This is a genomic window from Micromonospora halotolerans, assembly GCF_032108445.1.
GTDB classification, from domain to species: domain Bacteria; phylum Actinomycetota; class Actinomycetes; order Mycobacteriales; family Micromonosporaceae; genus Micromonospora; species Micromonospora halotolerans.
This window is the reverse complement of record NZ_CP134876.1, coordinates 6,782,392-6,807,384: the sequence shown is the minus strand read 5'-3', so window position 1 is coordinate 6,807,384 and position 24,993 is coordinate 6,782,392. Positions and strand designations below refer to the sequence as shown.

Here is a 24,993-nt window from a genome sequence, read left to right as displayed (position 1 = left end):
GGTCCTCGACGGGAACGGCAGCGGGCATGACGAAACCTCGTGTGGTGATCGTGGGGGCCGGGTTCGCCGGATACCACGCGGCGAAGGCGTTGAGCCGGTTGGCCGGCAAGCGGGCCGAGATCGTCGTGTTGAACACGACCGACTACTTCCTCTACCTGCCGCTGCTGCCCGAGGTCGCCGCCGGCGTGGTCGAGCCCACCCGGATCGCCGTGCCGCTCGCCGGCACCCTCGACGGCGTCCGGGTGGTCGTCGGCGAGGCGGATCGGGTCGACCTGCAGAACCGCTGGGTCGGCTACCGCTCCGTCGAGGGGGACCACGGCCAGCTCGCGTACGACCGGCTGGTGCTCTCCGTCGGCAGCGTCAACAAGCTGCTGCCGATCCCCGGGGTGACCGAGTACGCGCATGGCTTCCGCGGCCTGCCCGAGGCGCTCTACCTGCACGACCACGTGGTCCGGCAGGTCGAGCTGGCCGAGCTGGCCGAGGACCCGGCCGAGCAGCGGTCCCGGACCACCTTCGTGGTGGTCGGCGCGGGCTACACCGGCACCGAGGTCGCCGCGCACGGCCAGCTCTTCACCGACCGGCTGATGGCCCAGCGGCCCCACCTCAAGGTGCGTCCCCGCTGGATGCTGCTGGACGTGGCCCCGCGCGTGCTGCCCGAGCTGGACCAGCGCCTGTCCGTCACCGCCGACCGGGTGCTGCGCCGGCGCGGCGTCGACGTGCGCATGGGCACCTCGGTCTCCGAGGCCACCCCGGACGGGGTGATGCTCACCGACGGCGAGTACGTCCCGACGTGCAGCCTGGTCTGGTGTGTCGGGGTGCGCCCCGACCCGTTCGTGGCCGAGCTGGGGCTGCGCACCGAGAAGGGCCGCCTCGTGGTGGACGAGTACCTCAACGTTCCCGGCTACCCGGAGGTGTTCGCCTGCGGCGACGCGGCGGCCGTGCCCGATGCGACCCGCCCCGGGCAGATCTGCGCCATGACCGCCCAGCACGCGCAGCGGCAGGGCAAGCTCGCGGCCCACAACATCGCCGCCTCCTACGGCAGGGGCACCCGGAAGACGTACAAGCACCGCGACCTGGGCTGGGTGGTCGACCTGGGCGGCAAGGAGGCGGCGGCCAACCCGCTGCACGTGCCGCTGGCCGGCCTGCCGGCCAAGACGGTCACCCGCGGCTACCACCTGTACGCCATGCCGAGCAACCGGGCGCGGGTCGGCGCGGACTGGCTGCTCGACGCCGCCCTGCCCCGGCCGGCCGTGCAGCTGGGCCTGGTCCCGGCGAACGCGGTGCCGCTGGAGAGCGAGTCGCCCGAGATGGTGCGGCGGCGCTGACTCCGGTCCGCGCGGCTTAACCGCCGGCCGGCGGCGGCTTCCCGTCCCCGGGAGCCCGTCCGCCGGCCGCCGCGTCCGGGCCCGCGGGCGCCGGGACGGGCAGGGCCTGCCGGCCGGTCCGGGCGAATTCGCGCAGCAGCACCTGCCCGATCCCGGCCACCGGGATGGCCAGCAGGGCGCCCACCAGGCCGGCCAGCTCGGCGGCGAGCAGCACGCTCACCAGCACGGTCAACGGGTTCAGCCGGACCGCGCGGGCCATGATGACCGGTTGCAGCAGGTGGTTCTCGACCTGCTGGTAGACCACGAAGAAGACCAGCACCACCACGCCGGCTGTGGGGGAGTGCAGGAACCCGGCCCCCGCCGCGACGATCGCCCCGATGGTGGCCCCGACCAGCGGCACCAGGTCGGCCAGCGCGACCACCAGGGCGATCACCCCGGCGAACGGCACCCCGACGAGGACGAGCACTGCGAAGGTCAGGCCGCCGCAGATGACGCTGATGAGCAGGTTGCCGCTGAGGTAGCCGGTGATGATCCGGGAGGAGTCCCGGCCGATGCGCCGCAGCCGCTCCGCCGCGCCGTCGCCGATCAGTTGGAGCGTGCCGGCGATGATCTTCGGGGCCTCCAGCACCATCAGGTAGGCCAGCACCACCACGGTGAGCACCGCGGCGACGATCTCCAGCACGCCCCGGAGCACCCCGACCGCCGGCTGGCCGAGCCGGGAGCCGTAGCGCTGGATCTGGTCGGCGTGGGTGTCGGCGTACCGGAGCAGGTGGAACCGGTTGAGGACCTCGCCGACCGGTCCGCGCCCGGCGCGCGCCTCGCGGAGCAGCTCCGGCGCCCGGTCGGCGAACCGGCCCAGCTCGTCGGCCAGCGGCAGCACGATCATCGCGCCCAGCGCGGCCAGCAGCACGAAGGCGGCCAGGAAGACCAGCAGGGTGGCCAGGGCCCGGCGCCGCACCAGCCGCCGTTCCACCCGGTCGACCAGGGGGTTCAGGGCCACCGCGAAGAACGCCGCGACGAGGCCCCAGACCAGCACCCGCCGGGTCGCCCAGACGAGCGCCAGCCCCATCAGCGTGGCGAGCACCAGACCGATCACGATCAGCGCCCGGCGGGCGGTGGACCGGTCGTCGGCTCTGCTCATCCGGCGCGGCTACCCGCACCGGATGAGGGGAAACCCCGCCGTCAGCGCTCGGCGAGGGTGGCGTCGGTGGCCGGCCGGGTCCCCGCGACGAACGCGTCGAGCGTCGCCCCGTGCAGCACGCCCCCGGGCACCGGGTCGCCGGCGGCGCGGGCGACGAGCCGGCGTACCGGCAGCCGGTCGGGACGGGTGGACGCGGCGAGGACCAGGTTGCCGTACCGCCGGCCGCGCAGCATCCGCCGGTCGGTGACCAGGCAGACGTCGGCGAAGACCGCCCGCAGGGTGGCCACCTGGGTCCGGGTGTGCACGAGCGGCGGCAGGTCGGTGACGTTGACCAGGAGGACGCCGTCCGGGCGGAGCACCCGGGCCACCTCGGCGGCGAACTCCACGCTGGCCACGTGCCGGGGCATCCGGGCCGCCCGGTAGACGTCGGCCAGCACCACGTCGTACGCCCCGGCCGGGGCGGCGGCGACCGCGTCCCGGGCGTCGCCGATCTCGACGACCACCTCCGGCGGCACCGGGGGCAGCTCGCGGCGGACCAGCTCGACCACCGCCGGGTCCCGCTCGATCACCCGCTGGGGTGAGCCGGGCCGGGCGGCGGCCAGCCAGCGGGGCAGGGTGAGCGCCCCGCCGCCCAGGTGCAGGACGGCCAACGGCCGACCCGGCGGGGCGGCCAGGTCGACCACGGCGGCCATCCGCCGTACGTACTCGAAGTGCAGGTGGCGAGGGTCCGCCAGGTCGACGTACGACTGTTCGACCCCCGCGGCGAGCAGCGTCCGGCCGGTGGGCCGGGCCGGGTCCACGACGATCTCCAGGGCCTCGGCGTCGCTGTCCACGGCGGGCAACGGTACCCGGCGCACCCCGGGCCGGCGGGCGTGGCGCCCGCCGGCCCGGACCGGCCGTGGCTCAGCCGGCGTTCATCCCGGCGCCGGCCTCGTCGATGGCGTCGTCGACCCGCCGGGCCAGGTCCACGTCCGCCGCCGTCACCCCGTCGACCTGCTGGCTGCGCACGGTGAGCACGGCGCTGTCCGGGCCGGGACGGCCGATCTGCGGGCCGCGCCCGGTCTCGCCCCGGAGCTGGTCGAGCCGGTCGAGCACCCGGTCCAGGTTGCCGTTCGGCAGCTCGATGGTGCGCACCAGCGACTGCCGGTCGCTGGACCAGTACGGCAGCCGGCCGAGCGCGTCGCGCAGTTCCGCCTCGTCCAGCGGGGCGGTGGCGGACGTCGCGCCCACCAGGCCGCCGCCGACCGCCGGCGGCGGCGGGAGCAGGTCCTGCAACCCGTCCGGTACGCGCAGCGACTCGACGAGTTCGCCGTCCGCGTCGGCCAGCGCGGCCAGGGTGGCCTGCGCCTGGTAGCGGGCCTGTTCCGGCGTCAGCCGGCTGCGCCGGCCCACCTCGGCGAGGAAGCCGGGCAAATCGTGCCGCCGCGCGAGCCCGTCGACCGGCACCACGTCGTGCAGCTTCACCGGCACCGCCTCGAGCAGCCGTTCCCGCTCGGTCTCGTCGAGCGCCCGGGCCAGCGCGAGCACGGTCGCCTCCGCCGCCACCTTGGCGGTGGCGAAGTCGACTCCCGCCCGCCGGCTCACGTCGCCGACGAGGTCCCGGTAGCCCAGGGTGGTCACCGGGGCCGGCCGCTCGTCGGGCAGCGGGCGCGGGCGCTCCGCCACGGCCGCGGGCGGCGGGGCGGGACCGCCGCGCGTCGTGTCCGGCTTGCGCCGGCCGGCCGGCGGCGGGCCGGACCGTTCGCCTCGGTCCAGCGAGGTGATCTGCTTGGACGCGCTCAGGCTGGCGCCGGTCTGGCTGGGAAGCCGACCGCGTCCCCGGGCGTCCCGGGCCAGAGCCCGGCGGCGCTGGTTGTCGCCCTCCATCTGCTTGCGCATCGTCGCACCTCGTTCCTGGTCGGTTGCGCTTGCGCCGGTGGCCTTCCCGGCGCTGCCGGGAAGGAAACAGCCGCCGACGGACCGGCCGGCTTCACTCCCTGCGGGTGAGGGCCGGTCACCCCGGGGGGCCGCACGATCGTGGTGGACCGGAAGAACTTCCGACGCACGCGGAAGGGCAGGTCGTCATGAAACGGATCGTGGAGATCGTCCCCGCCCGGCCCGGCTGGTACGCGAGGTGGCAGGTCGACCCGGAGGCCACCCGCAGCTACCCGGTGACCCTCTGGGCGCTGCTGGAGGAGAACGACGGCAGCGGACGCGAGGTCGTCGGCGTCGACTGTGTGGGGCAGTGGCCGGGAGCCGACGACAACGAGGTGGGTGGGGAGTTCGTCCGTTACCTGTTCCAGACGCCCGATTCGGGCACGCCGGAGGACGCGGCGTCGCCCACGGTGGGGGAGCTGCGCGAGTCCGGCCCGCGCCTGCAGGCCGTCCCCGCCGCCTGAGCCACCCTCCCCGGCCCCCGGCCCCTGGTCCCAGGGTCGGGGGCCACCCCCGTTCGCCGTCAGCCGACGTCGCGGGTCGCCGCCGTCTCCCCGGCGGGCGGGACGGCCAGCAGCTCGGCCAGCCCGGTGCGGTCGAGCAGCTGCCGCACCTGGGGGCTCACGGCGTCCAGCCGCACCGGGCCGGCGCCGGCACGGTGGATGACGACCAGGGCGCTGAGGCCGGAGGAGTCGCAGAGCGCCACGGCGGAGAAGTCGAGGAGCAGCTCCCGGCAGCCGTCGCGGCGCAGCTCGGCGGCGGCGGCGACGAGTTCCGGCGCGGTGTCGAAGTCCAGCTCGCCGGTCAGCCGAAGCCGGGCACGTCCGGCGTCGAGCCGGTCCACCTCGATGGTCAACAGCTGCGGGCGCATGCCGCCATGTTTCCAGCTCGAGCCGGCCCCGCAAAGCCCAGGGTGCTCAGACACGGGCGGACGGGCCGGTCGTCGGCCGGTCGGGCTGCGGCCGGGACAGCAGGCCGGCGACCCCGGTCATGTCGAGGATGGTGGCCAGGAAGCGGGGGGTCTCCCGGAGCTGGATGGCCGTGCCGCCCCGCTGGCCGTCCCGCCAGGCGTGGACGATCAACGACAGGCCGGTGCTGTCGATGAAGAGCAGGTCGCGGAAGTCCAGCACGAGCGTCTGCGGGGTCTGGGCCAGCAGCCGGTCCACCTCGGTGCGCAGCGGGGCGGCCGTGGTGAAGGCGAGGTCCCCGCCGATCCGGACGGCCGGCGCGGTGGGGTCGGAACGGTCCACGGAGATGCGCAGGGGCGTCGCCTCGGGTGTTCTCCGTCGGGGTGCCACCATCACGCCTTTCGCGGCTGCCGGTCGGGCCGGGTCGCCCGGATCGTAACAACCTCCCGACCGCCCCGCCGGATGGCGCGTCCGCAGGCCATGGCATGAGCGTGGGGTGGCGGTACCGGTGCACCGGCGTAGGGTGGGCGAAGGAAGATTTGACCATACGCGCCGTTTCGCGGGGACCGCGGGTATCGACAGGAGTGGGGCTCAGCTGGTGACTGCTGCCGACGTCAGGGGCGCTGACCCGGGCGACGGACGGATCTCCACGCCGAGTGCCAGACGGGCTCGGGCGTGGTCGCCCGCCGCGCCGGCCCTGCCGCCCCTGGCCCCGGACCGTGGCCCGGCCACCCCCGACTGGTCGGAGGTCGTGGAGCACTTCCGCGAGGGTCTGATCGTCTGCGACGCCGACGGCGTGGTGCGGCACCTCAGCCCGGTCGCCGAGCGGCTGGTTCCCGAGGTGGTGCCGGGCGAGGTGCTCGCCGCGGCCGGCGTGCCCGCCCTGTGCGGTGACGACCCGGGCGAGTTCACCCACCACGGCCGGCGACTGCGCCTGCGCCGGGTCGGGCTCTCCGCCGGCCGCCGCTGCTGGTATGTCGAGGACGTCACCGAGAGCGTCAGCCGGGCCGACGCGCTGCTCGCCGAGCGGGCCCGCTCGGCGTTCCTCGCCGTGGTCGGCGAGAAGCTCGGCAACCCCCTGCACCCCGACCGGGCCGCCGCCGCGGTGGTCCGGCTGGCCGTGCCGACCGTGGCCGACGTCGCCGTGCTGGTGCTGACCCCGCGCTCCGGCCGGGCCCGCTGGTGGCGGGCCGTGCGCGCGGACGACGAGGCGCCCGCCGTGGACAGCGGCGTGCTCGCCGCCGCGGCGCTGCCGTCGGCGATCGGGGAGGGGCTCGGCGGTGTCGAGCCGCACGCCCTGGACTGGCTGGTGGAGCAGGCCGTCGAGGCGGGCTGGCTGCCCGGTCTCGACGCGGCCGGCGTCACCGCGCGGGTGGTGCCGTTGCCCGGTCGGGAGGCCCCGGCCGGGGTGCTGCTGGTCGCCCGCCGGGCCGACCGCTGGTACGACGACGCCGACCTCGACCTGGTCCGCGCGTTCGCGGCCCGGGCCGGCGCCGCGCTCACCACCGCGCTGCTCTACCGCGACCAGGCCGAGGTCGCCGACACCCTCCAGGCCAGCCTCCTGCCCGTCGAGCCGGCGGCGGCCCCCGGCGTGCAGTGGGGGACCGCCTACCGGCCGGCGCAGGCCGGGCTGCGGATCGGCGGGGACTTCTACGGCTCGCACCGGCTCGTCGACGGCGGCTCGGTCTTCTTCCTCGGCGACGTCTCCGGCAAGGGCGTCGAGGCGGCCGTGTTCACCGGCCAGCTCCGCCAGTGCCTGCAGGCGCTGCACCGGGTCGAGTCGCAGCCGGGCCGGCTGCTGAAGCTGCTCAACGACGCGTTGCTGGAGACCACCCAGGCGAACGGGCAGGGCCGGTTCGCCACCGTCGTGCTGGGCGTGGTGCGCCCGCAGCGCGACGGCGGCCTCACCCTGACCCTGGCCGGCGGCGGCCACCTCCCGCCCCTGGTCCTGCGGGCCTCCGGTGAGGTCGAGGTGGTGCCGCTGAGCGGGATGCTGATCGGTGTGGTGCCGGATCCCCGCATCGGCGAGGTGACCGTGCGCCTGGCGCCGGGCGAGACCTGCCTGCTCTACAGCGACGGGGTCACCGAGGCGCGCGGCGGCCGGCGGGGTGACGAGCAGTTCGGCCCCGAGCGGCTGGTGCACGCCGTGACCGGCTGCCACCGGATGCCCGCACCGGCGCTGGCCGAGCGCGTCGAGCAGGTGACCTGCGACTGGCTCGGCCACGGCGACCACGACGACATCGCCGTGCTCGCGTTGCGGGCGGCCAACCCGGTCCGTTCCGGCCGCCACCTGCACGCCGTGCCCGGCCCGACCGACGCCGAGCGAACGAGGGAGACCGACGCGTGACCGCGACGACCACGGAGGCCGGCCCGACGCAGGCCTTCCCCGGCTACCTGGAGTGCCTGGCGGAGGCCGACGAGCACGCCGCGGTCGAGGTGGCGGCCGGGCTGCAGAAGTCCGGCGTGCCGGCCGAGCGGGTGCTGCTGGACCTGGTCGCCCCGGCGCAGGCCGAGGTGGGGGAGCGGTGGGCGCGCGACGAGTGGAGCGTGGCCCAGGAGCACGCCGCCACCCACATCAGCGAGCGGGTGGTGGCGGCCGTCGCCGCGTACGCGAATCCGCGCCCGACCCGCGGCCGGATCGTGGTCGCCTGCATGGACGGTGAGTGGCATGCCCTGCCGGCCCGGTTGGTGGCCGAGGTGCTGCGGCTGCGCGGCTGGCAGATCACCTTCCTCGGGGCGAGCGTGCCCGCCGCGCACCTGGTGTCCTACCTGCACCGCTACGACGCGCACGCGGTGGCTCTCGCCTGCGCGCTGCCGATGCGGCTGCCGCACGCCCACCGGATGATCGAGGCGTGCCGCCGCTCGGACGTGCCGGTGGTGGTCGGCGGGCGCGGCTTCGGCGGCGACGGGCGCTGGGCCCGGGTGCTCGGCGTGTCGTGGGCGCCGGACGCGCCGACCGCGGCGGACCTGGTGGCCGACGAGCGGGCGCTGCGGGCGGCGCCGCCGGCCCGGCTCGACCACCTCGCCGACGACGAGTACGCGAGCCTGGCCAAGCGGCGCGGTGAGCTGATCGACAGCGCCCTAGCGGACCTGCGGGAGCGGGTGCCCGGGGTGCGCGACTACACCCCGGCGCAGCTCGACTCGACCGTCAGCGACCTCGGCTACATCATCGACTTCCTCGCCGCCGCCCTCTACGTCGATGACGAGACCCTCTTCACCGAGTTCGTCGAGTGGCTGGTGGCGATCCTGGTCAGCCGCCGGGTCCCGGCGGGTGCGGTCGGGCTCACCCTCGACCACTATGGACAGCGGCTGCGCGACTTCCCCCGGGCCGCCCGGTTCCTCGACCGGGCCCGCGCGCTGGTCGGCGGGCTGTCCGCCGCGCCGGGGCGGTGACCGCCGGGCGCGGGCACGCCGGGGAGATCCGCGTATACTTGCCGTACTGCAAGGGTTGGCCTGCGGTCGGAGCGAGAGGGGCCACGGTGACGTTCGCCGTCACGCACGGCCAGCGGGAGGGCGTTCCGGCCTGCCTGCGGCTCGAGGGTGAGCTCGACCTGGGCACCGCGCCGGAGCTCAACGCGGCCATCGACCGGCTGGCCGCCGAGGGGCACCGCGAGATCCTGCTGGACCTCACCGAGCTGACCTTCTGCGATTCCACCGGCATCGCCGCGTTCGTCCGCGGCGACAATCTCGCCGCCGCGGCGGGTGGCTGGTTGCGGATCACCGGGGCGACCGGGCGGGTGGCCCGGGTGCTCCAGGTGACCGGGCTGGCCGAGGTGTTGAGCCACGAGGCGCAGGTGGCCGACCCGGCCACGCCGGCCGCCTCCTGATCGGATAGATTGCCCCGCCAGCCGTCGACCCCGCCGTCGGCGTCCGCCTCCCGAGACGAAGCAGGTAGTCCCATGGGTCATGGCACCCCGAGCCCCGTTCGCATCCTGGTGGTGGACGACGACCCGGGTGACGTCCTGATGATCGAGGAAGCCCTCGAGGACTCGGACGTCGAGAAGGTCATCGACGTGGTCAACGACGGCCAGGAGGCGATGGAGTTCCTCCGCCGCGAGGGCCGGCACACCGAGGCCCGGCGTCCCGACGTCATCCTGCTCGACCTGAACATGCCGCGGATGGACGGGCGTCAGGTGCTCGGCGAGGTCAAGCGGGACGAGGACCTGCGCACCATCCCGATCGTCGTGCTCACCACCTCCAACGCCGACACCGACATCCTCGGCAGCTACACCCTCCAGGCCAACGCGTACGTGACGAAGCCGATCGACCTGGACGACTTCAACGACGTGGTGCGCCGCATCGACGAGTTCTTCGGCCGGGTGGTCGTGCTCCCCAAGCACCCCTGAGCGCTTCGTCCGGGCGTCCGGATGCTGAACATTTTGCGGGAAGCGCCGCGCCGTGGCCGCCGGCCGCCCAGGATCGTCAGGTGGGGGACGTGACACCAGCTGCCTGGGGGGCGACACCGATGAGGTTCTCCGTGGTCGAGACCGGTTACGACCGGCGGCAGGTGGACTCCTGCCTGGACGAGCTGAAAATCCGGTTGGTCCGGCTCGCGGCGCGCGCGGAGAACGCCGGCGCCGGACGCGAGTGGGACCAGGTCCGGGAGGACGCCACCCACCTCTGCGACTTCCTGCGCCGCCGGACCGCCGTCGTCGACGGCGAGGAGGCCGTCGGGACGGCCGCCGAACGGGAGGCCGCCGCGCTGCTGGACGAGGCCCGCAGCGAGCTGGAGGCCGCCCGGGAGGAGGCCCGCCGGGTACGCGAGCAGGCGTACGCCGACGCGGTCCGGGCGCGCCGGGACTTCGAGGCGGCGCTGCTGGCCCGCCGCAGGCGGGAGGCCCGCGTCGACGAGATCCTCGCCGGGGCGCGGGGCGACACGGTGCCCCCGGACACGCCGACCGCCGCCGCGGGCGTGCCGACCGGCGGCGCCGCGGAGCGCAGCGCCGCCTGAGCGCCGCTCAGACCAGCGCCGCCACCACCGTGGTGGCCCGATCCTCGTGCTGCGCGTACGCGTCGGGGAAGGCGGAGACCTGCACGGCCTGGGCCGCCGCGGTGAGGCTCATCTCGGTCCAGCCGGGCACCTCCTTCAGCGCGGTGAAGAAGGCGCGGGCCGCGTACGCCGGGCGCATGATCTCGGCGACGGTGCCCCAGCCGCTGCTGGGCCGCTGCTGGAACAGGCCGATCGAGTCGTGGTCGGAGCCGCTGCCCTGGTGCGGGTAGTCGAACGACTCGGGGAGCACGTCGCTGGCCAGGTTGTAGAGGTTGCTCTCCTGCATGGCGGTGGCCACGGCCACCACGAGCGCCCGGCGCGGCATCTTCATGGCCAGGCCGGCGTCGACGATCGCCTTGGCGTTGTCCATCTGCCGCTGGTCCAGCCCGGCCACGGGCCGGGGGTGCTTGGGCCGGACCGGCTTCTTCGGCGTCTTCTTCTTCGTGGGCGTCGGGCTCGGGCTGGCGGCCGGGATCGGGGTGACCGGCACGGCGACCGGCGGGGCGGCGCGCTCGAAGTCCCGGGACGCCCGCTGCTCGGCGGCCGCGGCAGCCCGGTCGGCGAGCGCCTCCTGGACCGGCTCGTGCCGCTGCCCGGGCTCCCGCGCGCCGATGACGCCGAGCAGACCGAGGCAGCAGGTCACGCCGGTGGCGACGGCGACCCGGGCGGGGGCGGAGCGGACCGGTCCGCGGCGGGCCGGCTCCGGGGCCCGGTGCCGCCCGATCCTCCGTTCGGCTGATGCCGGGTCGATCGTACGGCGAACGGGTCGCGTCTCGGTCGGCTGCTGCGTGTCGGGGTGGTCGGGATGCACTCGCCGAGGCTAGAAAGCTTCTCGGCGCTTGCCATCGGGGTGATTGGTGGCATGCGCCACACTTTGCCATGATCGGCCCGCACATTACGCTCGGTGGACCACGAATTCGATCATCCTCGTCTTTCGCATTTTCCGTTCATGTCGGAAACCGCCGGACAGACTGCACGCATGATCCTCTTCTCGGCGGTTCGGCTCGCCCTCCTCCGTTCGGCGGAGGTGTACGCCCGTCACCTGGGCGTACACGCCTGGGCCGGAAAGCCCAGGGGGCCGGTGACCCCGGGTGTCCGGATCGACCCCACCGGCGGTCCCGCCGCTCGATACGATGCGGACGGTGACGGAGCAGATGGTCGATGAGCGGGCCGCCGGCGAACCCGCCGGCCGCCAGGGCCGGCGAGGGCTGGTCGTCGCCCTGTGCGCGGTCCTGCTCGCCCTGCTGATCGTCGGCCACCGCGCGGTGCCCAACGTGCACGGCCTGGGCAGCCTGGTGGACAGCGCCACCCCGCTGCTCGGGCTCGGCATACCCCTGCTCGCCCTCGCGGCGCTGCTGCGCCGGTCCCGCCGGGCCCTGCTCGTGGTCCTGCTGCCGGCGCTGGTGTGGCTGGCGTTCTACGGCGGCGCCTGGCTGCCGCCGGCCGCCGGCGCGGGCGCCGCCTCGCTGCGGGTGGCCAGCCAGAACCTGCGCTCCGGCAACCCCGACCCGGCCGCCACGGTCGACGCCCTCGCCGACGCCGCTCCGGACCTCATCGGGCTCCAGGAGGTCGACGACGCCGAACGGGTCGCCGGCGCTCTGGGCGGGCGTTACCCGCACCGGGCCGCGGTCTCCACGGTCGCGCTGTGGAGCCGCTGGCCGATCCGCGAGGCGCACGGCGTGGACACCGGCCTCGGATGGGATCGCGCGCTCCGGGCCGTGGTCGCCACCCCGCAGGGCGACCTCGCGGTCTACGTGGTCCATCTCGGCTCGGCCCGGGCCGGGCACACCGCCACCCGGGACGAGACCCTCGCCGCGCTCGCCGCGACCGTCCGGGCCGACGACGCGCCGCGGCTGCTGGTGCTCGGCGACCTGAACACCGCCACCACCGACCGGGTCTTCGGACCCCTCACCCGGCTGCTCGGCGACGCCCAGGCCGAGGCCGGGCGGGGTTTCGGCTTCACCTGGCCGGCGGAACTCCCGGTGACCCGCCCGGACCACGTCCTCTACCGGGGGCTCATCCCCACGGCGGCCGGGGTGCTGCACACCCCGGACAGCGACCACCGCGCGGTGACCGCCGGTTTCCGCTGGTGAGCGGTCAGTGCCGGCCGTTCTCCGCCGGGGTGACGGTCAGCCGGTGCCTGCTGTTGTCGCCGCTGGAGAACGGCCAGAGCCGGTCGGCGTGCGCGACCAGGTCGGCCAGCTGCTCCCGGGTGAGACCGGCCGAGGAGATCTCGGCGTGCACATCGGCCCGGTAGCGGCCGTCGTCGTCGCGCCCCAGCTTCGCCTCCGCGGTCACCTCGACGGTGTGTGCCTCGTCGGTGATCTCACCGGCCGCTTCCACCGCCGCGTGGTGCAGACAGGAGGCGAACGCGGCCGCCAGGAGCTGCTCGGGCGTCAGGCCGGTGCAGTGCGGCGCCAGGGGCGACGCCAGGGCGGAGGAGAGACCGCCGTCGTCGGTGCGTACGTGACCGCCCGCGGCGGTCGCCGTGGCCGTCTCGGCCAGCCAGGAACTCGGATCCGGCATCGCGTTCCTCCCGTCACTCACCCGCCCGGCTACCCGGCCCCGGGCCGGCGAAACCGCGCCTGAGCAGGCAGGCCGTCAGCGGGCCCGGCCGGTCGGCTGCGCGTCGACGGCGATCGCCTCGGTCGCCTCGGCCGCCGCCTGGTCGGTCCACGCCGACACCTCGCCGCGCTGGCGGGGCGCCGGCGCGACCATCGGCACGTAGACCCGGGCGTCCACCACCTCGGCGAGCAGCAGCGCCGCCATCAGGCTGGTCGGCCGGGCGGTCGGGTCCTCGGCGAGGCAGCGGCGGCACAGGTCGGCCGCCTCGGCCGGCAACCCGTCGATGTCGGGCAGCGGCTCCGGCACCCGGCGCCGGCCGGAGCCGAGCAGTTGGGTGGTGCTGTCCGCCGTGTACGGCAGCCGGCCGGTCAGGCAGTAGTAGAGGAGCACGCCCAGGGCGTACATGTCCGCGGCCGGGGTGGCGGGCTGCCGGTCGAGCTGCTCCGGCGCCAGGTACGCCGGCGTGCCGACCACGATCCCGTCCGGGGTGTGGTCGGGTGCGCCGGCCGGGCTGGCGATCCCGAAGTCGAGCACCTTCACACCGGCCGGGGTGAGGATCACGTTCGCCGGCTTCACGTCCCGGTGCACGATGCCGTGCGTGTGCGCGGCGGCCAGCGCGGCGCTCACCTCGGCGCAGACCCGCACGGCGATCCGCCAGTCGAGCCGGCCGCGGCGCAGGTGGGCGGCGAGCGTCTCACCCTCGGCCAGCTCCATCACGATGTAGGGCACGGCACGGCCGTCCGGCAGGGCGGCGGTGCCGAAGTCGTGCACGCTGGCCACGTTCGGGTGCACGAGCCGGGCCGCCGAGCGGGCCTCGCGCCGGATCCGGTCCACCGAGGTGGACTCCCCGTCCAGCCCCGGCGAGATCAGCTTCACCGCGACCGTCCGGTCGAGCACGAGGTCGTGCGCCCGCCACACCTCGGACATCCCGCCGATGCCGACCCGCCGTTCGAGCTCGTACCGCCCGCCCAGCGTCCTCATCGACCACTCCTCGCCCTCGTCGGTCCCCTCCGGTTTCGCTACCCGGCCCCGGAGCAGGGCAAACCGCCGGGGATTCCGGCCACCGGGCGGCCCCGGCGCGGGGTAGCTTCGCGGGCAGGGGAGCGTGTCGACGGTGAGACGGAGGGTGACCGTGGCTCTGGTGCGCGTGCGGTTCGTCGGCGGGCCCGCCGACGACCTGGTCCGGGATCTGCCCGCCGAGCCGGACGGGGCGCCGCCGCCGCGGTGGATCCTGCGCCACCCCGACCGGCCGCCCGGTGGCGAGGCCGACCACCTCTACGAGCGCGACCACCATCGGGGCGGGGCAGGCGACTGGACGATGCGGTACGTGCGCACCGACCCGTTCGGCGCCACCGAGTGAGCCCGCTCAGGCCCCCCGCGCGCCGGTGGTGTCGAGGATGACCGAGGCGACCAGCTCCGGGTCGTCGTGCATCGGCACGTGCCCGCAGCCGGCCAGCTCCAGGTGCCGGGCCGCCGGCAGCCGGGTCCGCGCCAGCGCGGCCTGCCGGTAGGGCAGGATCCGGTCCCGGGTGCCCCAGGCGACCGTCACCGGAACGGCCGGCGTGCCGGCGAAGGCGTAGCCCCGGCCGGCGCGGGCCACCGCGCGGAACGCCCGCGCCTCGCGCAGCGCCCGCGCGTCGGCGAGCGCCTCGGCCAGCGCCATCCGGTTCGGCCGGGCCAGGATCATGCCCAGCGCGAGGGTGCGCAGCGCCGGGTTGGCGAACAGCGACCGCAGCACCGGTTCCGGCAGCCGGGCCGCGTTGCGGTGCAGGCTGAGCACGGTGAGCGCCCAACGCAGCTCACGCGGGGTGCAGAAGCCGGCGGGGGAGAGGGCCGTGGCGGAGGAGACCGCACCGGCGGCGGCGAGCTCCAGGGCGATGGCCCCGCCGAGACTGTTGCCCGCCACGTGCGGGCGGTCCAGCCCGAGCGCGGCGAACAGCTCGGCGATCGCGGCCACCAGGCCGGGCATGTCCGCGGGCAGGCCGGCCGCGGGCACCGGCGAGCGGCCGAACCCGGGCAGGTCGACGGCGATCACGTCGTGCGCCTCGGCGAGCCGGTCCAGCACCGGCGACCAGGCCGCCCAGTGGTGGCCGATGCCGTGCAGCAGCACCAGTGGCGCTCCGGCCCCGCGCCGCTCGAAGACCACCTCCACGGGAGCGCTCATCGCCGCGTCTCCTCCGCTCGCGACCGCGGGGCTCGCGGAATCGGCTCACTCCTCGCGCTGGCCGGCACCTCCGGGGTGCTCGCGCCGAAGCCCCGCCCCAACGCCCGGGACTGCTCCTCGATGAGCGGGACGGTCTCCTTCGCGGTCCGCCCGACCAGCTTGTCGGCGAGGGGGCTGACCAGCAGCGACCGGACCGCCTGCACGCCGCCGACGGCGCGCGGCACGTAGACCCGGCGGCTGCGGCGCTCGATCGCCCGGACGAAGGCCGCCGCGCACTCCTGCACCGTGGTGGTGCGCCGCATCGGCCAGGGCAGCTTCGCCAGCGCCGTCTCGAACGCCGGCAGGTCGGCCCGCGCCTCCCGGACCAGGTCGGTGTCCACCCAGGACGGGTGCGCCGTGCCCACGGCCACCCCGCGGTGCGCCAGCTCCAGCCGGATGGCCGTGCCGAAGTGCTCGACGCCGGCCTTCGAGGCGCAGTAGGCGGCCATCCCGGGCAGCGCCGCGAACGCGGCGGCGGAGGAGACGATCAGCAGGTAGCCACGGCGGGCGGTGAGCGCCGGCACGGTCGCCGCGGCGGTGCGCATCACCCCGATCAGGTTCACCTCGACCGTGCGGACCAGCGCCTCGACGTCGCCGACGGCGATGGTGCCCCGGTTGGCGACCCCGGCGTTCGCCACCACGGCGTCGATGCCGCCCAGCTCCGTGACCGTGCCGTCGACCGCGGCGGCCAGCTCGGCCTGGTCGGTGACGTCGGCGGGGAACCACACGTGGCCGGGACCCAGCTCGGTGGCGAGCGCGGCGAGGCGGTCGGGTTCGAGGCCGACCAGGGCCAGCCGCGCGCCCCGGGCGGCGGCGAGCCGGGCGGTGTGCTCGCCGATGCCCCGGGCCGCCCCGGTCACCAGCACCACCTTGCCGGCCAGCCGGCCGGCGGGACGACCGTCGATGGACATGCCGGCAAGTTACCACCGGGTAGCGTGCGGGGGAAGGGCCGTCCGGTGAGCGTGGATCGCGACGGCCGACCCGCACAGCTGGTACACAGGATCGGGACAGGCCCGACACAGCGGGTGCGCCCACGATGGGGAGCATGGTCATGAACGGGCAGGCCGCGCAGGGCCGGATCGAGCTGCGCCGACCGGACGGTGAACCGGTGCGGGTGCTGGTGGTGGACGACGAGCCGACGCTCACCGACCTGCTCTCGATGGCGCTGCGCTACGAGGGCTGGCAGGTCACCACCGCCGGCAACGGGATGGCGGCGATCAGCGCCGCCCGGCAGGTCAAGCCCGACGCCGTGGTGCTCGACGTCATGCTCCCGGACCTCGACGGCTTCCAGGTGCTGCGCCGGCTGCGCGAGCAGGCGCCCACCGTGCCGGTGCTCTTCCTGACCGCCCGGGACGCGGTCGAGGAGCGGATCGCCGGGCTCACCGTCGGCGGCGACGACTACGTCACCAAGCCGTTCAGCCTCGAAGAGGTGATCGCCCGGCTGCGCGCCCTGCTGCGCCGCTCCGGGTTCGCCGTCGCCGCCCGCGAGGAGGCCGTGCTCACCGTCGGCGACCTCAGCCTCGACGAGGACAGCCACGAGGTACGCCGCGGCGGCGACCTCATCAACCTCACCGCCACCGAGTTCGAGCTGCTGCGCTACCTCATGCGCAACCCGCGCCGGGTGCTGAGCAAGGCGCAGATCCTCGACCGGGTCTGGAACTACGACTTCGGCGGCCAGGCCAACGTGGTCGAGCTGTACATCTCGTACCTGCGGAAGAAGATCGACGCGGGCCGCGAGCCCATGATCCACACCCTGCGCGGCGCGGGCTATGTCCTCAAGCCCGCCGAGTGACCGGGGCGGGCGGCTCCGGCGGCGGCTGGCCGGGTGGTCGCTGCGCCGGCGCCTGGTGCTCTCCGTGGTGGCGCTGCTGGCCCTGGTCAGCATCGGCATCGGCGGCCTGACCACGATCGCCCTGCGGCACTTCCTGGTCGGCCAGGTGGACAACCAACTCGCCATCGCCGACGGGCGCGCCGGCGGCGGCCCGCCGTGGCTGCGTCCGCCCGGTGACCCGCGTCGGACGGACCCGTGCGACCTGTCGACACTGGAGCCGCCGCGCGGCTTCCCGCCCGGCTCGATCGCCCTGCGTACCGCCTGCGGAGCCACCGGCGCCACGGCCCGGACCGAGTCCGGAGAGGCGCAGACGGTGCCGGCAGCCGACATCGCCGCGCTCGCCGCGCTACCGCTCGACGGGCGGCCCCGCACCGTCGAGGTCGGTGACCGGGGTGACTATCGCGCGGTGGCCCATCGGTCGTCGAACGGCGAGGTGGGGGCCGTCGCCATCCCACTCGCCGGGATCCAGGACACGGTCATGTGGGTGCTGGTCGCCCAGGCCGGGCTCGTCACCGCCGGGCTGGTCATCGCGGGCGGCCTCGGCGCGCTGATCGTCCGGGCCGCGCTGCGCCCGCTGAACCGGGTCGCCGCCACCGCCAGCCGGGTCACCGAGCTGCCGCTGGACCGGGGCGAGGTCGCCCTGTCGGTGCGGGTGCCGGCGGCGGACACCGACCCGCGCACCGAGGTCGGGCAGGTCGGCGGCGCGCTCAACCGGATGCTCGGCCACGTCGCCGCCGCGCTCGCCGCGCGGCAGGCCAGCGAGACGCGGGTACGCCAGTTCGTCGCCGACGCCAGCCACGAGCTGCGTACCCCCCTCGCCGCCATCCGCGGCTACGCCGAGGTGGCCCGGCGTGGGCGGGACGAGGTGCCGCCGGACGTGGCACACGCCCTGCGCCGGGTGGAGTCGGAGAGCACCCGAATGACCAGCCTCGTCGACGACCTGCTGCTGCTCGCCCGCCTCGACTCCGGCCGCCCGCTCGCGACCGAGCCGGTCGACCTCACCGCCATGGTGGTCAACGCGGTCAGCGACGCGCACGCGGCCGGCCCCGAGCACCGCTGGCAGCTCGACCTGCCCGACGAGCCGGTGAGCGTCACCGGCGACGCCCACCGGCTGCACCAGGTGCTGGCCAACCTGCTCGCCAACGCCCGCGTGCACACCCCGCCCGGCACCACGGTGACCACCCGCCTCGCGCCGGTGGCCGGCGACGTCGAGCTGAGCGTCAGCGACGACGGCCCCGGCATCCCCGAAGAGCTGCAACCCGAGGTGTTCGAGCGGTTCGCCCGCGGCGACAGCTCCCGCTCCCGGGCGCACGGCAGCACCGGCCTCGGCCTGGCCATCGTGGCCGCCGTGGTGGAGGCCCACCACGGCGAGGTCGCGGTGGCGAGCCGACCGGGCCGGACCGTGTTCACGGTGCGGCTGCCGGGATCCACAGCCGACGCATAGGCGGCGCACGGGGCCGGGTCAGCGGCCGGCCGGAGGCTTGCCGGCATGGACAGAACCTGGCGAGTTCCCGTCCGCCCCGGGACGGGAACTCGCCAAGATCCGGAACGGGGATCCGGCGACGGCGTGGCAGGGTGGAGGGATGTACCGGGAGGGACCGGCGCCGGGGCTCCCCGGCGCCGTGCGGTGGGCGAGCGTCGCGCGCGGCGACGGGCCGGTTCGGGTGCTGCCGGACGGGTGCCTGGACCTGCTCTGGTCCAGCCGTTCCGGGCTGCTCGTCGCCGGGCCGGACCGCACCGCGCACCTGTCGCGGAGCATTCCGGGGGAGCGGTGGGTCGGGCTGCGGCTGCCGCCGGGCACCGGACCCGCCGTGTTCGGGGTGCCCGCCGACGAGCTGCGGGACCAGCGGGTGCCGCTCGCCGACCTGTGGGGGCGGGCCGCCGCCGACCTGGCCGACCGCGTCGCGGCGGAGGATGCGCGAGGCGCCGGCGTGACCCCCGCCCGCGCCGGTGGCGGTCCCGCCGCGTCGGCGTTCCGCCGGCCGTCGGTCGCCGCCCTGCTGGAGGAGGTCGCCCTGGCCCGGTTGCGGGCCGCCGGTGGCCCGGACCCGCTCGGCCGCGAGGTCGCCGCCCGGCTGGCGGCCGGCGCGACCATCGCCGCGACCGCCGCCGAGGTCGGCCTCGGCGCGCGGGCCCTGCACCGGCGCAGCCGGCTCCTCTTCGGGTACGGCCCGAAGACCCTCGCCCGCATCCTGCGCATGCGCCGGGCCCTCGACCTGGCCGGCGCCGGGACCCCGCTGGCCGAGGTCGCCGCCCTGGCCGGGTACGCCGACCAGGCCCACCTCACCCGCGAGGTGAAGGAGTTGGCGGGCGTCCCACCGACCCGCCTGCTGCCGCCCGCAGCCTGACGCCCGCCACGCCCGCACACCGAGATCCTGGATAGTTCCCGTTCCGCTCGAACGGTAACTGTCCACGATCCGCGGAAGGGTGCGGCGGTGGTGGTTCAGTCGGACTTGAGCGGGGCGAACAGGTCGACGCCGTTGCCGTCCGGGTCGTGCAGGACCGCGTACCGCTGGCCCCAGAAGGCGTCCCACGGCGCCAGGTGGCCGTGGTGGCCGGCGGCGGTCAGCTCGGCGTACCAGCGGTCCACCTCGGCCGGGTCGGCGCAGCGGAAGGCCAGGCTGGCACGGGGCCCGCCGGTTGCCGGGGCGTAATCCGGGTCGAAGCTGCGGATCGTCTCGACGGTGTCCCAGGCCAGCCGGACGCCGTTGTCGAGGGTCACCTCCACGTGCGGCTCGTGTTCGGCGCCGGGCGGGACCGGTAGCCCGAGCCGGCGGTAGAAGTCCAGGGTGCGTCCCATGTCGGTGACGACCATGCCGATGAGATCGAACTGCGGTGTCATGCGGCCACCGTAGGGCCCGGAGGACCGGCCCGTCTTGAACGGATCGGACGGGGGACGAGTCGCCGGTGTGGCCCGCGCAATCAGGACCAGGGGCGTACGGTGGGGCAAGTCCGGCGTAGGGCAGTAAAGCTCACATATCGGTCCGGACTCCGATGACTGGCGAGGGGAAGGAAGCAGCCGTGACGCACCTGGCCTACCTGGACGCGGGATCCGGCAGCCTCATCGTGCAGGCGGTGGTCGGCGGGGTGGCCGGCGTGGCGGTCGCCGCCAAGCTCTACTGGAGACGCCTCGTGGCCCGGTTCCGCCGGCAGCCCACCGACCAGGGCTGACCGGCGTGGCGCTCCCCGACGCCGGCCTGCGCGCCGAACCCGGCTCCTTCCGTGACCCCGGCAACCGGGTCTTCCACCGCGCCGGCGAGGTGCTGCGCGGGCTGGACGAGCGGTCCGCCCGCGACTGGCGCGCCCTGGCGGCCAGCGACTTCTTCCGCGACCTGCTCGCCAACCGCCAGGTCTGCGGCACGGAGGAGCTGTTCCCCACCCCGGTCGACGTGCCGTGGGCCGCGGTGCTGCGCCACGAGCGGATCCCGTTCGTGTCGCATCCCTACGAGTGGTCGTACGGGATGCTCCGCGACGCCGCCCTGCTGCACCTGGAGGTGCTGCGTGCCGCGCTGACCGCCGGCTTCACCACGAAGGACGGCTCCGCCTACAACGTGCAGTGGCGGGGCGCCCGGCCGGTCTTCATCGACGTCGGCTCGTTCGAGGCGGCCCGCGACGGCGAGCCCTGGGCCGGCTACCGGCAGTTCTGCCAGACGCTGCTCTACCCGCTGCTGGTCCAGGCCCACCTCGGGCTGGACTTCCAGCCCTTCCTACGGGCCCGGATCGACGGGATCGAGCCGGACCAGATGCGCCGGCTCTTCGGCGGGGCCCGGCGCTGGCGGGCCGGCGTGCTCACCCACGTGCACCTGCACGGCGCGATGCAGGACCGCAACGCCGAGGCCAGCACCAGCACGGTGCGCGCCCAGCTCCGGTCCGCCGGCTACTCGCGGGAGCTGGCCCTGGCCACCGTGCGCGGGCTGACGAAGCTGGTGCGCCGGCTGGACCACCGGCCGGGGGAGACCCACTGGTCGGACTACCAGCGCACGTGCGCGTACTCGATGCCGGACCGGCAGGCCAAGGAGCAGTTCGTCGACCGGGCGGTGGCCGCCACCGGGCCGGGCCGGGTGCTCGACCTGGGCGCCAACGACGGCCGCTACGCCCGGATCGCCGCCCGGCACGCCGATCACGTGGTCGCCGTCGAGCAGGATCCGGCGGTGGTGGACGCCCTCTACCGCGCGCTGCGCGAGGAGGGGGAGGGGCGGATCCTGCCCCTGGTGATGGACCTGGCCGACCCCTCGCCCGGCGGTGGCTGGCGGGGCGTCGAGCGGGCCGCCTTCACCGACCGCGCCCGGGCCGACGTGGTGCTCGCCCTGGCCCTGGTGCACCACCTGGCGATCGGCCGGAACGTGCCGCTGCCGGAGGTGCTGGACCAGCTCGCCGCGCTGACCGTGACCGGCGGCAGCCTGGTGGTCGAGTTCGTGCACCCGGACGACCCGATGGCCCGCCGGCTGCTGGCCAACAAGCCGGACGGGCTCTTCCCGGACTACCGCCGGGAGGTGTTCGAGTCGCTGCTCGCGGCACGCGGGCGGGTCGTCGGCCGCACCGAGCTGCCGTCGGGCACCCGCACCCTCTACCAGGTGGTGGTGGGTGGCTGAGGACACGCTCGCGCCACCGAAGGCCCCGCCGGCGGCGCCGGACCGCACCCGCGTCCGGGGCGGCTGGCGCGGCGAGGCGGGCCGGCTGCTGGAGGCGGCGGCGCTGGTCGGGCTGGTGGTCACCCAGCCGCTGCTGGACGTGCTCGGTCGCAGCCCGGACTTCTTCCTGTTCCACCGCGCCACCCGGACCGACGTGCTGCTCCTGGTGGCGCTGATCGCGATCGCACCGACCGTGCCGTTCGCCCTGCTCGGCGCGCTCGGCCTGATCGCCCCGCGGCCGGCCCGCGCGGCCCTGCACACCCTGGTCGTGGGGCTGCTGCTGGCCGCGCTCGCGGTCCAGGTCGGCCGGCACGTCACGCCGCTGCGGGGCGTACCCCTGCTGCTGGCGGCGGTCGCGGCCGGCGCCGCCGCGGCGGCCGCCCACCGGCGGTGGCGGGCCATCGCCCGGGTGCTGCGGGTGGCCGCGGTCGGGCCGCTGGTCTTCGTCGGTCTGTTCGTGTTCGCCTCGCCGGCCTCGGCCGTGGTGCTGCCCCGCGGGCACGGCGGCGCCGCCGGGGTGGCCGGTGCGGGCGCCCACCCGCCGGTGGTCATGATCGTCCTGGACGAGCTGCCGCTGGTCTCCCTGCTGGGCCCGGACCACCGGATCGACGCCGCCCGGTATCCGCACTTCGCCGAACTGGCCGCCGGCTCGACCTGGTACCGCAACGCCACCGGCGTCAGCGGATGGACGCCCTACGCGCTGCCGGCCATGCTGACCGGGCGCTACCCGGCCGAGCCGATCGCCCCGCACTACTCGCGGTACCCGGACAACCTGTTCACCGCGCTCGGCGGCCTGTACGACATCAAGGCCGAGGAGAGCATCACCCGGCTCTGCCCGCCCAGCCGGTGCGAACAGCCGACCAGCCCGGAGCAGGGGCTCGGGGTGCTGGTCCGGGAGAGCGGCAAGCTGCTGCGCCAGGTCACCGCCCCGGTGGACAGCCGGATCGACCCGGAGGACTCCTACCGGGAGCAGACCCGGGCCGAGGCGGGGCTGGACGCGGCCGAGCCGGTGCCCAACGACCCGAAGTTCCGCTGGGACACGCTCGACGACAACCAGCCGGCACGGTTCACCACCTTCCTCGCCGGGCTGCGCCCCGCCGACCGGCCCACGCTGCACTTCCTGCACCTGCTCATGCCGCACTCGCCCTGGGTCCACCTGCCGTCCGGGGCGCGCTACGTCGCCCCCGAGGACCTGCACAGCGACGGGACCGGGTGGGTGGACCTGGCCCGGGCCCGGCACCTCGCCCAGCTCGGCTACACCGACCGGCTGATCGGCGAGACCCTGCGCACCCTGCGCGCCACCGGCCTCTACGACCAGGCGCTCGTGGTGGTCACCGCCGACCACGGCGTGAGCTTCCGCAAGGACTGGCAGGGCCGGGGGCTGGACGCCATCAACCACGCCCCCGACCAGGTCGCCTGGGTGCCGATGTTCCTGAAGGAACCGGGCCAGCGGACCGGCCGGGTCGACGACCGGAACTGGCAGCACGTGGACCTGCTGCCGACGATCGCCGACGAGACCCACATCCGGGTCCCCTGGCGGATGGACGGCCGCCCGGCGAGCCAGGCCCCGCGCGACAACGCCGACAAGCGTTTCTACGACACGCCCGGACAGCCGCTGACGTTCCCCGGCGGGGTCCCGTCCCCGCCCGCGCCGGCCGCCCCCGACCCGCTGGTGGGCACCACGGTCGGCGCGACACCGTCCGAGGGTACGGCGACCGTGGCCAACCTCGCCGCGTTCCGCGACGTCGACCCGGCGCGCGGCGAGCTGCCCGCGCTGGTCTGGGGGACCGTGCCCGCCTCGGTGCCGGACGGCACGCGGCTCGCCGTGGCGGTGAACGGCACGGTCGGGGCCGTCGTCCCGGTGGTCCCGCCGGACTCCGCCGGCCGGCGCTTCGCCGCGCTGCTGCCCGACGACCGGCTCTTCGCCGCCGGTGCCAACCGCCTCGACCTCTACCGGGTGGGCACCGACGGGTCGCTGCGGCGGCTCACCCTCTCGTGATCATCCGCGGGATCGCCGGGTAGCCTCCCAGCTCGGGGTGGTCGCGCTTCCACCGGGTTTCCGAGCCGGCAAGTCGGGAATCGGGTGACGCATACCTCACCACCGAACCATGACGAGCGGTGTCCTCCCCACCGTGATTACGGTAAAAGCGAAGGCAACTCAACGAAGATCTTGCCGGCGAAGCGAGGAACAGATGACGGAAGTCAAGCTCGACCACCCCGGTGGGCAGCTGTCGATGCCGGTGCAGTCCGCGGTCGAGGGGCCCGCCGGAATCGGGGTGGGCAAGCTGCTGAAGGAAACCGGGATGACGACGTACGACCCCGGTTTCGTGAACACGGCGTCCTGCTCGTCCGCGATCACCTACATCGACGGTGACGCGGGCATCCTGCGGTACCGCGGCTACCCGATCGAGCAGCTGGCCGAGAAGTCCTCCTTCCTGGAGGTCTCCTACCTGCTGATCTACGGCGAGCTGCCGAGCCAGACGCAGCTCACCGAGTTCAGCGAGCGGATCCGCCGGCACTCGCTGCTGCACGAGGAGATGCGCCGCTTCTTCGACGGCTTCCCGCGCGACGCGCACCCGATGGCCGTGCTCTCCTCGGCCGTGAGCGCGATCTCGACCTTCTACCAGGACAGCCTGGACCCGTTCGACTCCGACCACGTAGAGATGTCCACGGTGCGGCTGATGGCGAAGGTCCCCACCATCGCCTCGTACGCGTACAAGAAGTCGATCGGCCAGCCGCTGCTCTACCCGGACAACTCGCTGGGCTACGTCGAGAACTTCCTGCGGATGACCTTCGGCGTGCCGGCCGAGCCGTACGAGGTCGACCCGGTGATGGCCCGCGTGCTGGACATGCTCTTCATCCTGCACGCCGACCACGAGCAGAACTGCTCCACCTCGACCGTCCGGCTGGTCGGCTCCAGCAACGCCAACCTGTTCGCCTCGGTCTCGGCCGGCGTGAACGCGCTGTTCGGCCCGCTGCACGGCGGCGCCAACCAGGCCGTGCTGGAGATGCTCCAGAAGATCCAGGCCGACGGCGGCGACGTCCGGTCCTTCGTGCAGAAGGTCAAGGACAAGCAGGACGGCGTGAAGCTCATGGGCTTCGGCCACCGGGTCTACAAGAACTACGACCCGCGCGCCGCCATCGTGAAGAAGGCCGCCCAGGACGTGCTCGGCCGGATGGCCAAGCCGGACCCGCTGCTCGACCTCGCGGTGCAGCTGGAGGAGATCGCCCTCGCCGACGACTTCTTCGTCTCCCGCCGGCTGTACCCGAACGTGGACTTCTACACCGGCCTGATCTACAAGGCCATGGGCTTCCCGACCAAGATGTTCACGGTGCTCTTCGCCCTGGGCCGGCTCCCCGGCTGGATCGCCCAGTGGCGCGAGATGATCAACGACCCGGAGACCAAGATCGGCCGCCCGCGGCAGATCTACACCGGCTACGCCGAGCGGGACTACCTCCCCGCCGCGGAGCGCTGAGCCCGGTCC

The 24,993-nt window shown here is 75.1% G+C and carries 27 protein-coding genes; 16 read left to right on the top strand and 11 right to left on the bottom strand.

Annotation, left to right across the window (positions count from 1 at the left end; genetic code table 11):
- Nucleotides 1-26 precede the first annotated feature (26 nt).
- The gene (locus RMN56_RS31960; RefSeq protein WP_313721592.1) at nt 27-1,325 is read left to right on the top strand and encodes an NAD(P)/FAD-dependent oxidoreductase; all 1,299 of its coding nucleotides are present in this window, start codon (nt 27-29) and stop codon (nt 1,323-1,325) included.
- Between the two features lie 16 nt (nt 1,326-1,341).
- Here RMN56_RS31960 and RMN56_RS31955 read toward each other — a convergent pair whose 3' ends face one another.
- The 3 genes from RMN56_RS31955 to RMN56_RS31945 form a co-directional block, all read right to left on the bottom strand.
- Entirely contained in the window at nt 1,342-2,466 is a 1,125-nt protein-coding gene (locus RMN56_RS31955; RefSeq protein ID WP_313721591.1) for an AI-2E family transporter, read from the bottom strand.
- 41 nt (nt 2,467-2,507) lie between these two features.
- Complete coding sequence (locus tag RMN56_RS31950) at nt 2,508-3,299, bottom strand: spermidine synthase (RefSeq protein WP_313721590.1); 792 nt, start codon at nt 3,297-3,299, stop codon at nt 2,508-2,510.
- Nucleotides 3,300-3,369: 70 nt separating this feature from the next.
- A complete protein-coding gene (locus RMN56_RS31945) occupies nt 3,370-4,344 on the bottom strand; it encodes a DUF2267 domain-containing protein (RefSeq protein ID WP_313721589.1) in 975 nt (324 codons plus the stop codon).
- A 185-nt stretch (nt 4,345-4,529) separates the two neighbouring features.
- Here RMN56_RS31945 and RMN56_RS31940 point away from each other — a divergent pair, with 185 nt between their 5' ends.
- Entirely contained in the window at nt 4,530-4,844 is a 315-nt protein-coding gene (locus RMN56_RS31940; RefSeq protein WP_313721588.1) for a hypothetical protein, read from the top strand.
- 59 nt (nt 4,845-4,903) lie between these two features.
- On the opposite strand, the gene RMN56_RS31935 is transcribed toward RMN56_RS31940, so the two are convergent.
- Together RMN56_RS31935 and RMN56_RS31930 are read right to left on the bottom strand one after the other, a co-directional pair.
- On the bottom strand, nt 4,904-5,251 hold the full coding sequence (locus RMN56_RS31935; RefSeq protein WP_313721586.1) for an STAS domain-containing protein: 348 nt from the start codon (nt 5,249-5,251) through the stop codon (nt 4,904-4,906).
- Between the two features lie 46 nt (nt 5,252-5,297).
- Entirely contained in the window at nt 5,298-5,630 is a 333-nt protein-coding gene (locus RMN56_RS31930; RefSeq protein ID WP_313721585.1) for an STAS domain-containing protein, read from the bottom strand.
- Between the two features lie 256 nt (nt 5,631-5,886).
- On the opposite strand from RMN56_RS31930, the gene RMN56_RS31925 reads away from it, so the two are divergent.
- The 5 genes from RMN56_RS31925 to RMN56_RS31905 all read left to right on the top strand — a co-directional run bounded on the left by RMN56_RS31925 (nt 5,887) and on the right by RMN56_RS31905 (nt 10,239).
- On the top strand, nt 5,887-7,635 hold the full coding sequence (locus tag RMN56_RS31925; RefSeq protein WP_313721584.1) for a PP2C family protein-serine/threonine phosphatase: 1,749 nt from the start codon (nt 5,887-5,889) through the stop codon (nt 7,633-7,635).
- On the top strand, nt 7,632-8,681 hold the full coding sequence (locus RMN56_RS31920) for a cobalamin B12-binding domain-containing protein (RefSeq protein WP_313721582.1): 1,050 nt from the start codon (nt 7,632-7,634) through the stop codon (nt 8,679-8,681). Before RMN56_RS31925 ends, RMN56_RS31920 begins: the two co-directional genes overlap by 4 nt.
- A gap of 86 nt (nt 8,682-8,767) precedes the next feature.
- Nucleotides 8,768-9,115: an STAS domain-containing protein gene (locus RMN56_RS31915; RefSeq protein ID WP_313721581.1), complete on the top strand. Its 348-nt coding sequence runs from the start codon at nt 8,768-8,770 to the stop codon at nt 9,113-9,115.
- A 72-nt stretch (nt 9,116-9,187) separates the two neighbouring features.
- Nucleotides 9,188-9,634, top strand: coding sequence for a response regulator (locus RMN56_RS31910; RefSeq protein WP_091266200.1), 447 nt, complete (start codon nt 9,188-9,190; stop codon nt 9,632-9,634).
- Between the two features lie 119 nt (nt 9,635-9,753).
- Nucleotides 9,754-10,239: an ATPase gene (locus RMN56_RS31905; RefSeq protein ID WP_313721580.1), complete on the top strand. Its 486-nt coding sequence runs from the start codon at nt 9,754-9,756 to the stop codon at nt 10,237-10,239.
- 7 nt (nt 10,240-10,246) lie between these two features.
- Here RMN56_RS31905 and RMN56_RS31900 read toward each other — a convergent pair whose 3' ends face one another.
- A complete protein-coding gene (locus RMN56_RS31900; RefSeq protein WP_313721579.1) occupies nt 10,247-11,089 on the bottom strand; it encodes a hypothetical protein in 843 nt (280 codons plus the stop codon).
- A 331-nt stretch (nt 11,090-11,420) separates the two neighbouring features.
- Between RMN56_RS31900 and RMN56_RS31895 the strand changes: the two genes are divergently transcribed.
- Nucleotides 11,421-12,371, top strand: coding sequence for an endonuclease/exonuclease/phosphatase family protein (locus RMN56_RS31895; protein WP_313721578.1), 951 nt, complete (start codon nt 11,421-11,423; stop codon nt 12,369-12,371).
- Nucleotides 12,372-12,375: 4 nt separating this feature from the next.
- On the opposite strand, the gene RMN56_RS31890 is transcribed toward RMN56_RS31895, so the two are convergent.
- The gene (locus RMN56_RS31890; RefSeq protein ID WP_151464846.1) at nt 12,376-12,804 is read right to left on the bottom strand and encodes an OsmC family protein; all 429 of its coding nucleotides are present in this window, start codon (nt 12,802-12,804) and stop codon (nt 12,376-12,378) included.
- Nucleotides 12,805-12,879: 75 nt separating this feature from the next.
- Nucleotides 12,880-13,824, bottom strand: a complete 945-nt coding sequence (locus RMN56_RS31885; protein WP_313721577.1) for a serine/threonine-protein kinase — start codon at nt 13,822-13,824, stop codon at nt 12,880-12,882.
- A gap of 151 nt (nt 13,825-13,975) precedes the next feature.
- On the opposite strand from RMN56_RS31885, the gene RMN56_RS31880 reads away from it, so the two are divergent.
- Nucleotides 13,976-14,203, top strand: coding sequence for a DUF8847 domain-containing protein (locus RMN56_RS31880; protein WP_313721576.1), 228 nt, complete (start codon nt 13,976-13,978; stop codon nt 14,201-14,203).
- 6 nt (nt 14,204-14,209) lie between these two features.
- Here the strand turns inward: RMN56_RS31880 and RMN56_RS31875 are convergent, their stop codons facing one another.
- On the bottom strand, nt 14,210-15,007 hold the full coding sequence (locus tag RMN56_RS31875; RefSeq protein WP_313721575.1) for an alpha/beta fold hydrolase: 798 nt from the start codon (nt 15,005-15,007) through the stop codon (nt 14,210-14,212).
- A complete protein-coding gene (locus tag RMN56_RS31870; protein WP_313721574.1) occupies nt 15,004-15,957 on the bottom strand; it encodes an SDR family oxidoreductase in 954 nt (317 codons plus the stop codon). Before RMN56_RS31870 ends, RMN56_RS31875 begins: the two co-directional genes overlap by 4 nt.
- A gap of 140 nt (nt 15,958-16,097) precedes the next feature.
- On the opposite strand from RMN56_RS31870, the gene RMN56_RS31865 reads away from it, so the two are divergent.
- The 3 genes from RMN56_RS31865 (at nt 16,098) to RMN56_RS31855 (ending at nt 19,225) form a co-directional block, all read left to right on the top strand.
- Entirely contained in the window at nt 16,098-16,838 is a 741-nt protein-coding gene (locus tag RMN56_RS31865; RefSeq protein ID WP_376787252.1) for a response regulator transcription factor, read from the top strand.
- Nucleotides 16,816-18,321 (top strand): sensor histidine kinase, encoded by a 1,506-nt coding sequence (locus tag RMN56_RS31860; protein WP_313721572.1) that lies wholly within the window; start codon nt 16,816-16,818, stop codon nt 18,319-18,321. The genes RMN56_RS31865 and RMN56_RS31860 overlap by 23 nt, the downstream gene beginning before the upstream one ends.
- A gap of 139 nt (nt 18,322-18,460) precedes the next feature.
- Complete coding sequence (locus RMN56_RS31855; RefSeq protein ID WP_313721570.1) at nt 18,461-19,225, top strand: helix-turn-helix transcriptional regulator; 765 nt, start codon at nt 18,461-18,463, stop codon at nt 19,223-19,225.
- A gap of 95 nt (nt 19,226-19,320) precedes the next feature.
- On the opposite strand, the gene RMN56_RS31850 is transcribed toward RMN56_RS31855, so the two are convergent.
- Nucleotides 19,321-19,719, bottom strand: coding sequence for a VOC family protein (locus RMN56_RS31850; RefSeq protein WP_313721569.1), 399 nt, complete (start codon nt 19,717-19,719; stop codon nt 19,321-19,323).
- A gap of 179 nt (nt 19,720-19,898) precedes the next feature.
- Between RMN56_RS31850 and RMN56_RS31845 the strand changes: the two genes are divergently transcribed.
- The 4 genes from RMN56_RS31845 to RMN56_RS31830 all read left to right on the top strand — a co-directional run bounded on the left by RMN56_RS31845 (nt 19,899) and on the right by RMN56_RS31830 (nt 24,984).
- Nucleotides 19,899-20,048, top strand: a complete 150-nt coding sequence (locus RMN56_RS31845) for a hypothetical protein (RefSeq protein WP_167364301.1) — start codon at nt 19,899-19,901, stop codon at nt 20,046-20,048.
- 5 nt (nt 20,049-20,053) lie between these two features.
- Nucleotides 20,054-21,469, top strand: a complete 1,416-nt coding sequence (locus RMN56_RS31840; RefSeq protein WP_376787251.1) for a methyltransferase domain-containing protein — start codon at nt 20,054-20,056, stop codon at nt 21,467-21,469.
- Nucleotides 21,462-23,507: a sulfatase-like hydrolase/transferase gene (locus RMN56_RS31835; RefSeq protein WP_313721567.1), complete on the top strand. Its 2,046-nt coding sequence runs from the start codon at nt 21,462-21,464 to the stop codon at nt 23,505-23,507. The genes RMN56_RS31840 and RMN56_RS31835 overlap by 8 nt, the downstream gene beginning before the upstream one ends.
- A gap of 193 nt (nt 23,508-23,700) precedes the next feature.
- Complete coding sequence (locus tag RMN56_RS31830; RefSeq protein ID WP_313721566.1) at nt 23,701-24,984, top strand: citrate synthase; 1,284 nt, start codon at nt 23,701-23,703, stop codon at nt 24,982-24,984.
- The last annotated feature ends 9 nt before the right edge of the window (nt 24,985-24,993 follow it).

Bases quoted from the DNA above. Each gene is read 5' to 3' on its own strand.
- RMN56_RS31905 (WP_313721580.1), top strand. From the start codon at position 9,754: ATGAGGTTCTCCGTGGTCGAGACCGGTTACGACCGGCGGCAGGTGGAC.
- RMN56_RS31830 (WP_313721566.1), top strand. From the start codon at position 23,701: ATGACGGAAGTCAAGCTCGACCACCCCGGTGGGCAGCTGTCGATGCCG.
- RMN56_RS31875 (WP_313721575.1), bottom strand. From the start codon at position 15,007: ATGAGCGCTCCCGTGGAGGTGGTCTTCGAGCGGCGCGGGGCCGGAGCG.
- RMN56_RS31870 (WP_313721574.1), bottom strand. From the start codon at position 15,957: ATGTCCATCGACGGTCGTCCCGCCGGCCGGCTGGCCGGCAAGGTGGTG.
- RMN56_RS31885 (WP_313721577.1), bottom strand. From the start codon at position 13,824: ATGAGGACGCTGGGCGGGCGGTACGAGCTCGAACGGCGGGTCGGCATC.
- RMN56_RS31940 (WP_313721588.1), top strand. From the start codon at position 4,530: ATGAAACGGATCGTGGAGATCGTCCCCGCCCGGCCCGGCTGGTACGCG.
- RMN56_RS31860 (WP_313721572.1), top strand. From the start codon at position 16,816: ATGTCCTCAAGCCCGCCGAGTGACCGGGGCGGGCGGCTCCGGCGGCGG.
- RMN56_RS31865 (WP_376787252.1), top strand. From the start codon at position 16,098: ATGAACGGGCAGGCCGCGCAGGGCCGGATCGAGCTGCGCCGACCGGAC.
- RMN56_RS31855 (WP_313721570.1), top strand. From the start codon at position 18,461: ATGTACCGGGAGGGACCGGCGCCGGGGCTCCCCGGCGCCGTGCGGTGG.
- RMN56_RS31910 (WP_091266200.1), top strand. From the start codon at position 9,188: ATGGGTCATGGCACCCCGAGCCCCGTTCGCATCCTGGTGGTGGACGAC.
- RMN56_RS31890 (WP_151464846.1), bottom strand. From the start codon at position 12,804: ATGCCGGATCCGAGTTCCTGGCTGGCCGAGACGGCCACGGCGACCGCC.
- RMN56_RS31945 (WP_313721589.1), bottom strand. From the start codon at position 4,344: ATGCGCAAGCAGATGGAGGGCGACAACCAGCGCCGCCGGGCTCTGGCC.
- RMN56_RS31935 (WP_313721586.1), bottom strand. From the start codon at position 5,251: ATGCGCCCGCAGCTGTTGACCATCGAGGTGGACCGGCTCGACGCCGGA.
- RMN56_RS31955 (WP_313721591.1), bottom strand. From the start codon at position 2,466: ATGAGCAGAGCCGACGACCGGTCCACCGCCCGCCGGGCGCTGATCGTG.
- RMN56_RS31960 (WP_313721592.1), top strand. From the start codon at position 27: ATGACGAAACCTCGTGTGGTGATCGTGGGGGCCGGGTTCGCCGGATAC.
- RMN56_RS31850 (WP_313721569.1), bottom strand. From the start codon at position 19,719: ATGACACCGCAGTTCGATCTCATCGGCATGGTCGTCACCGACATGGGA.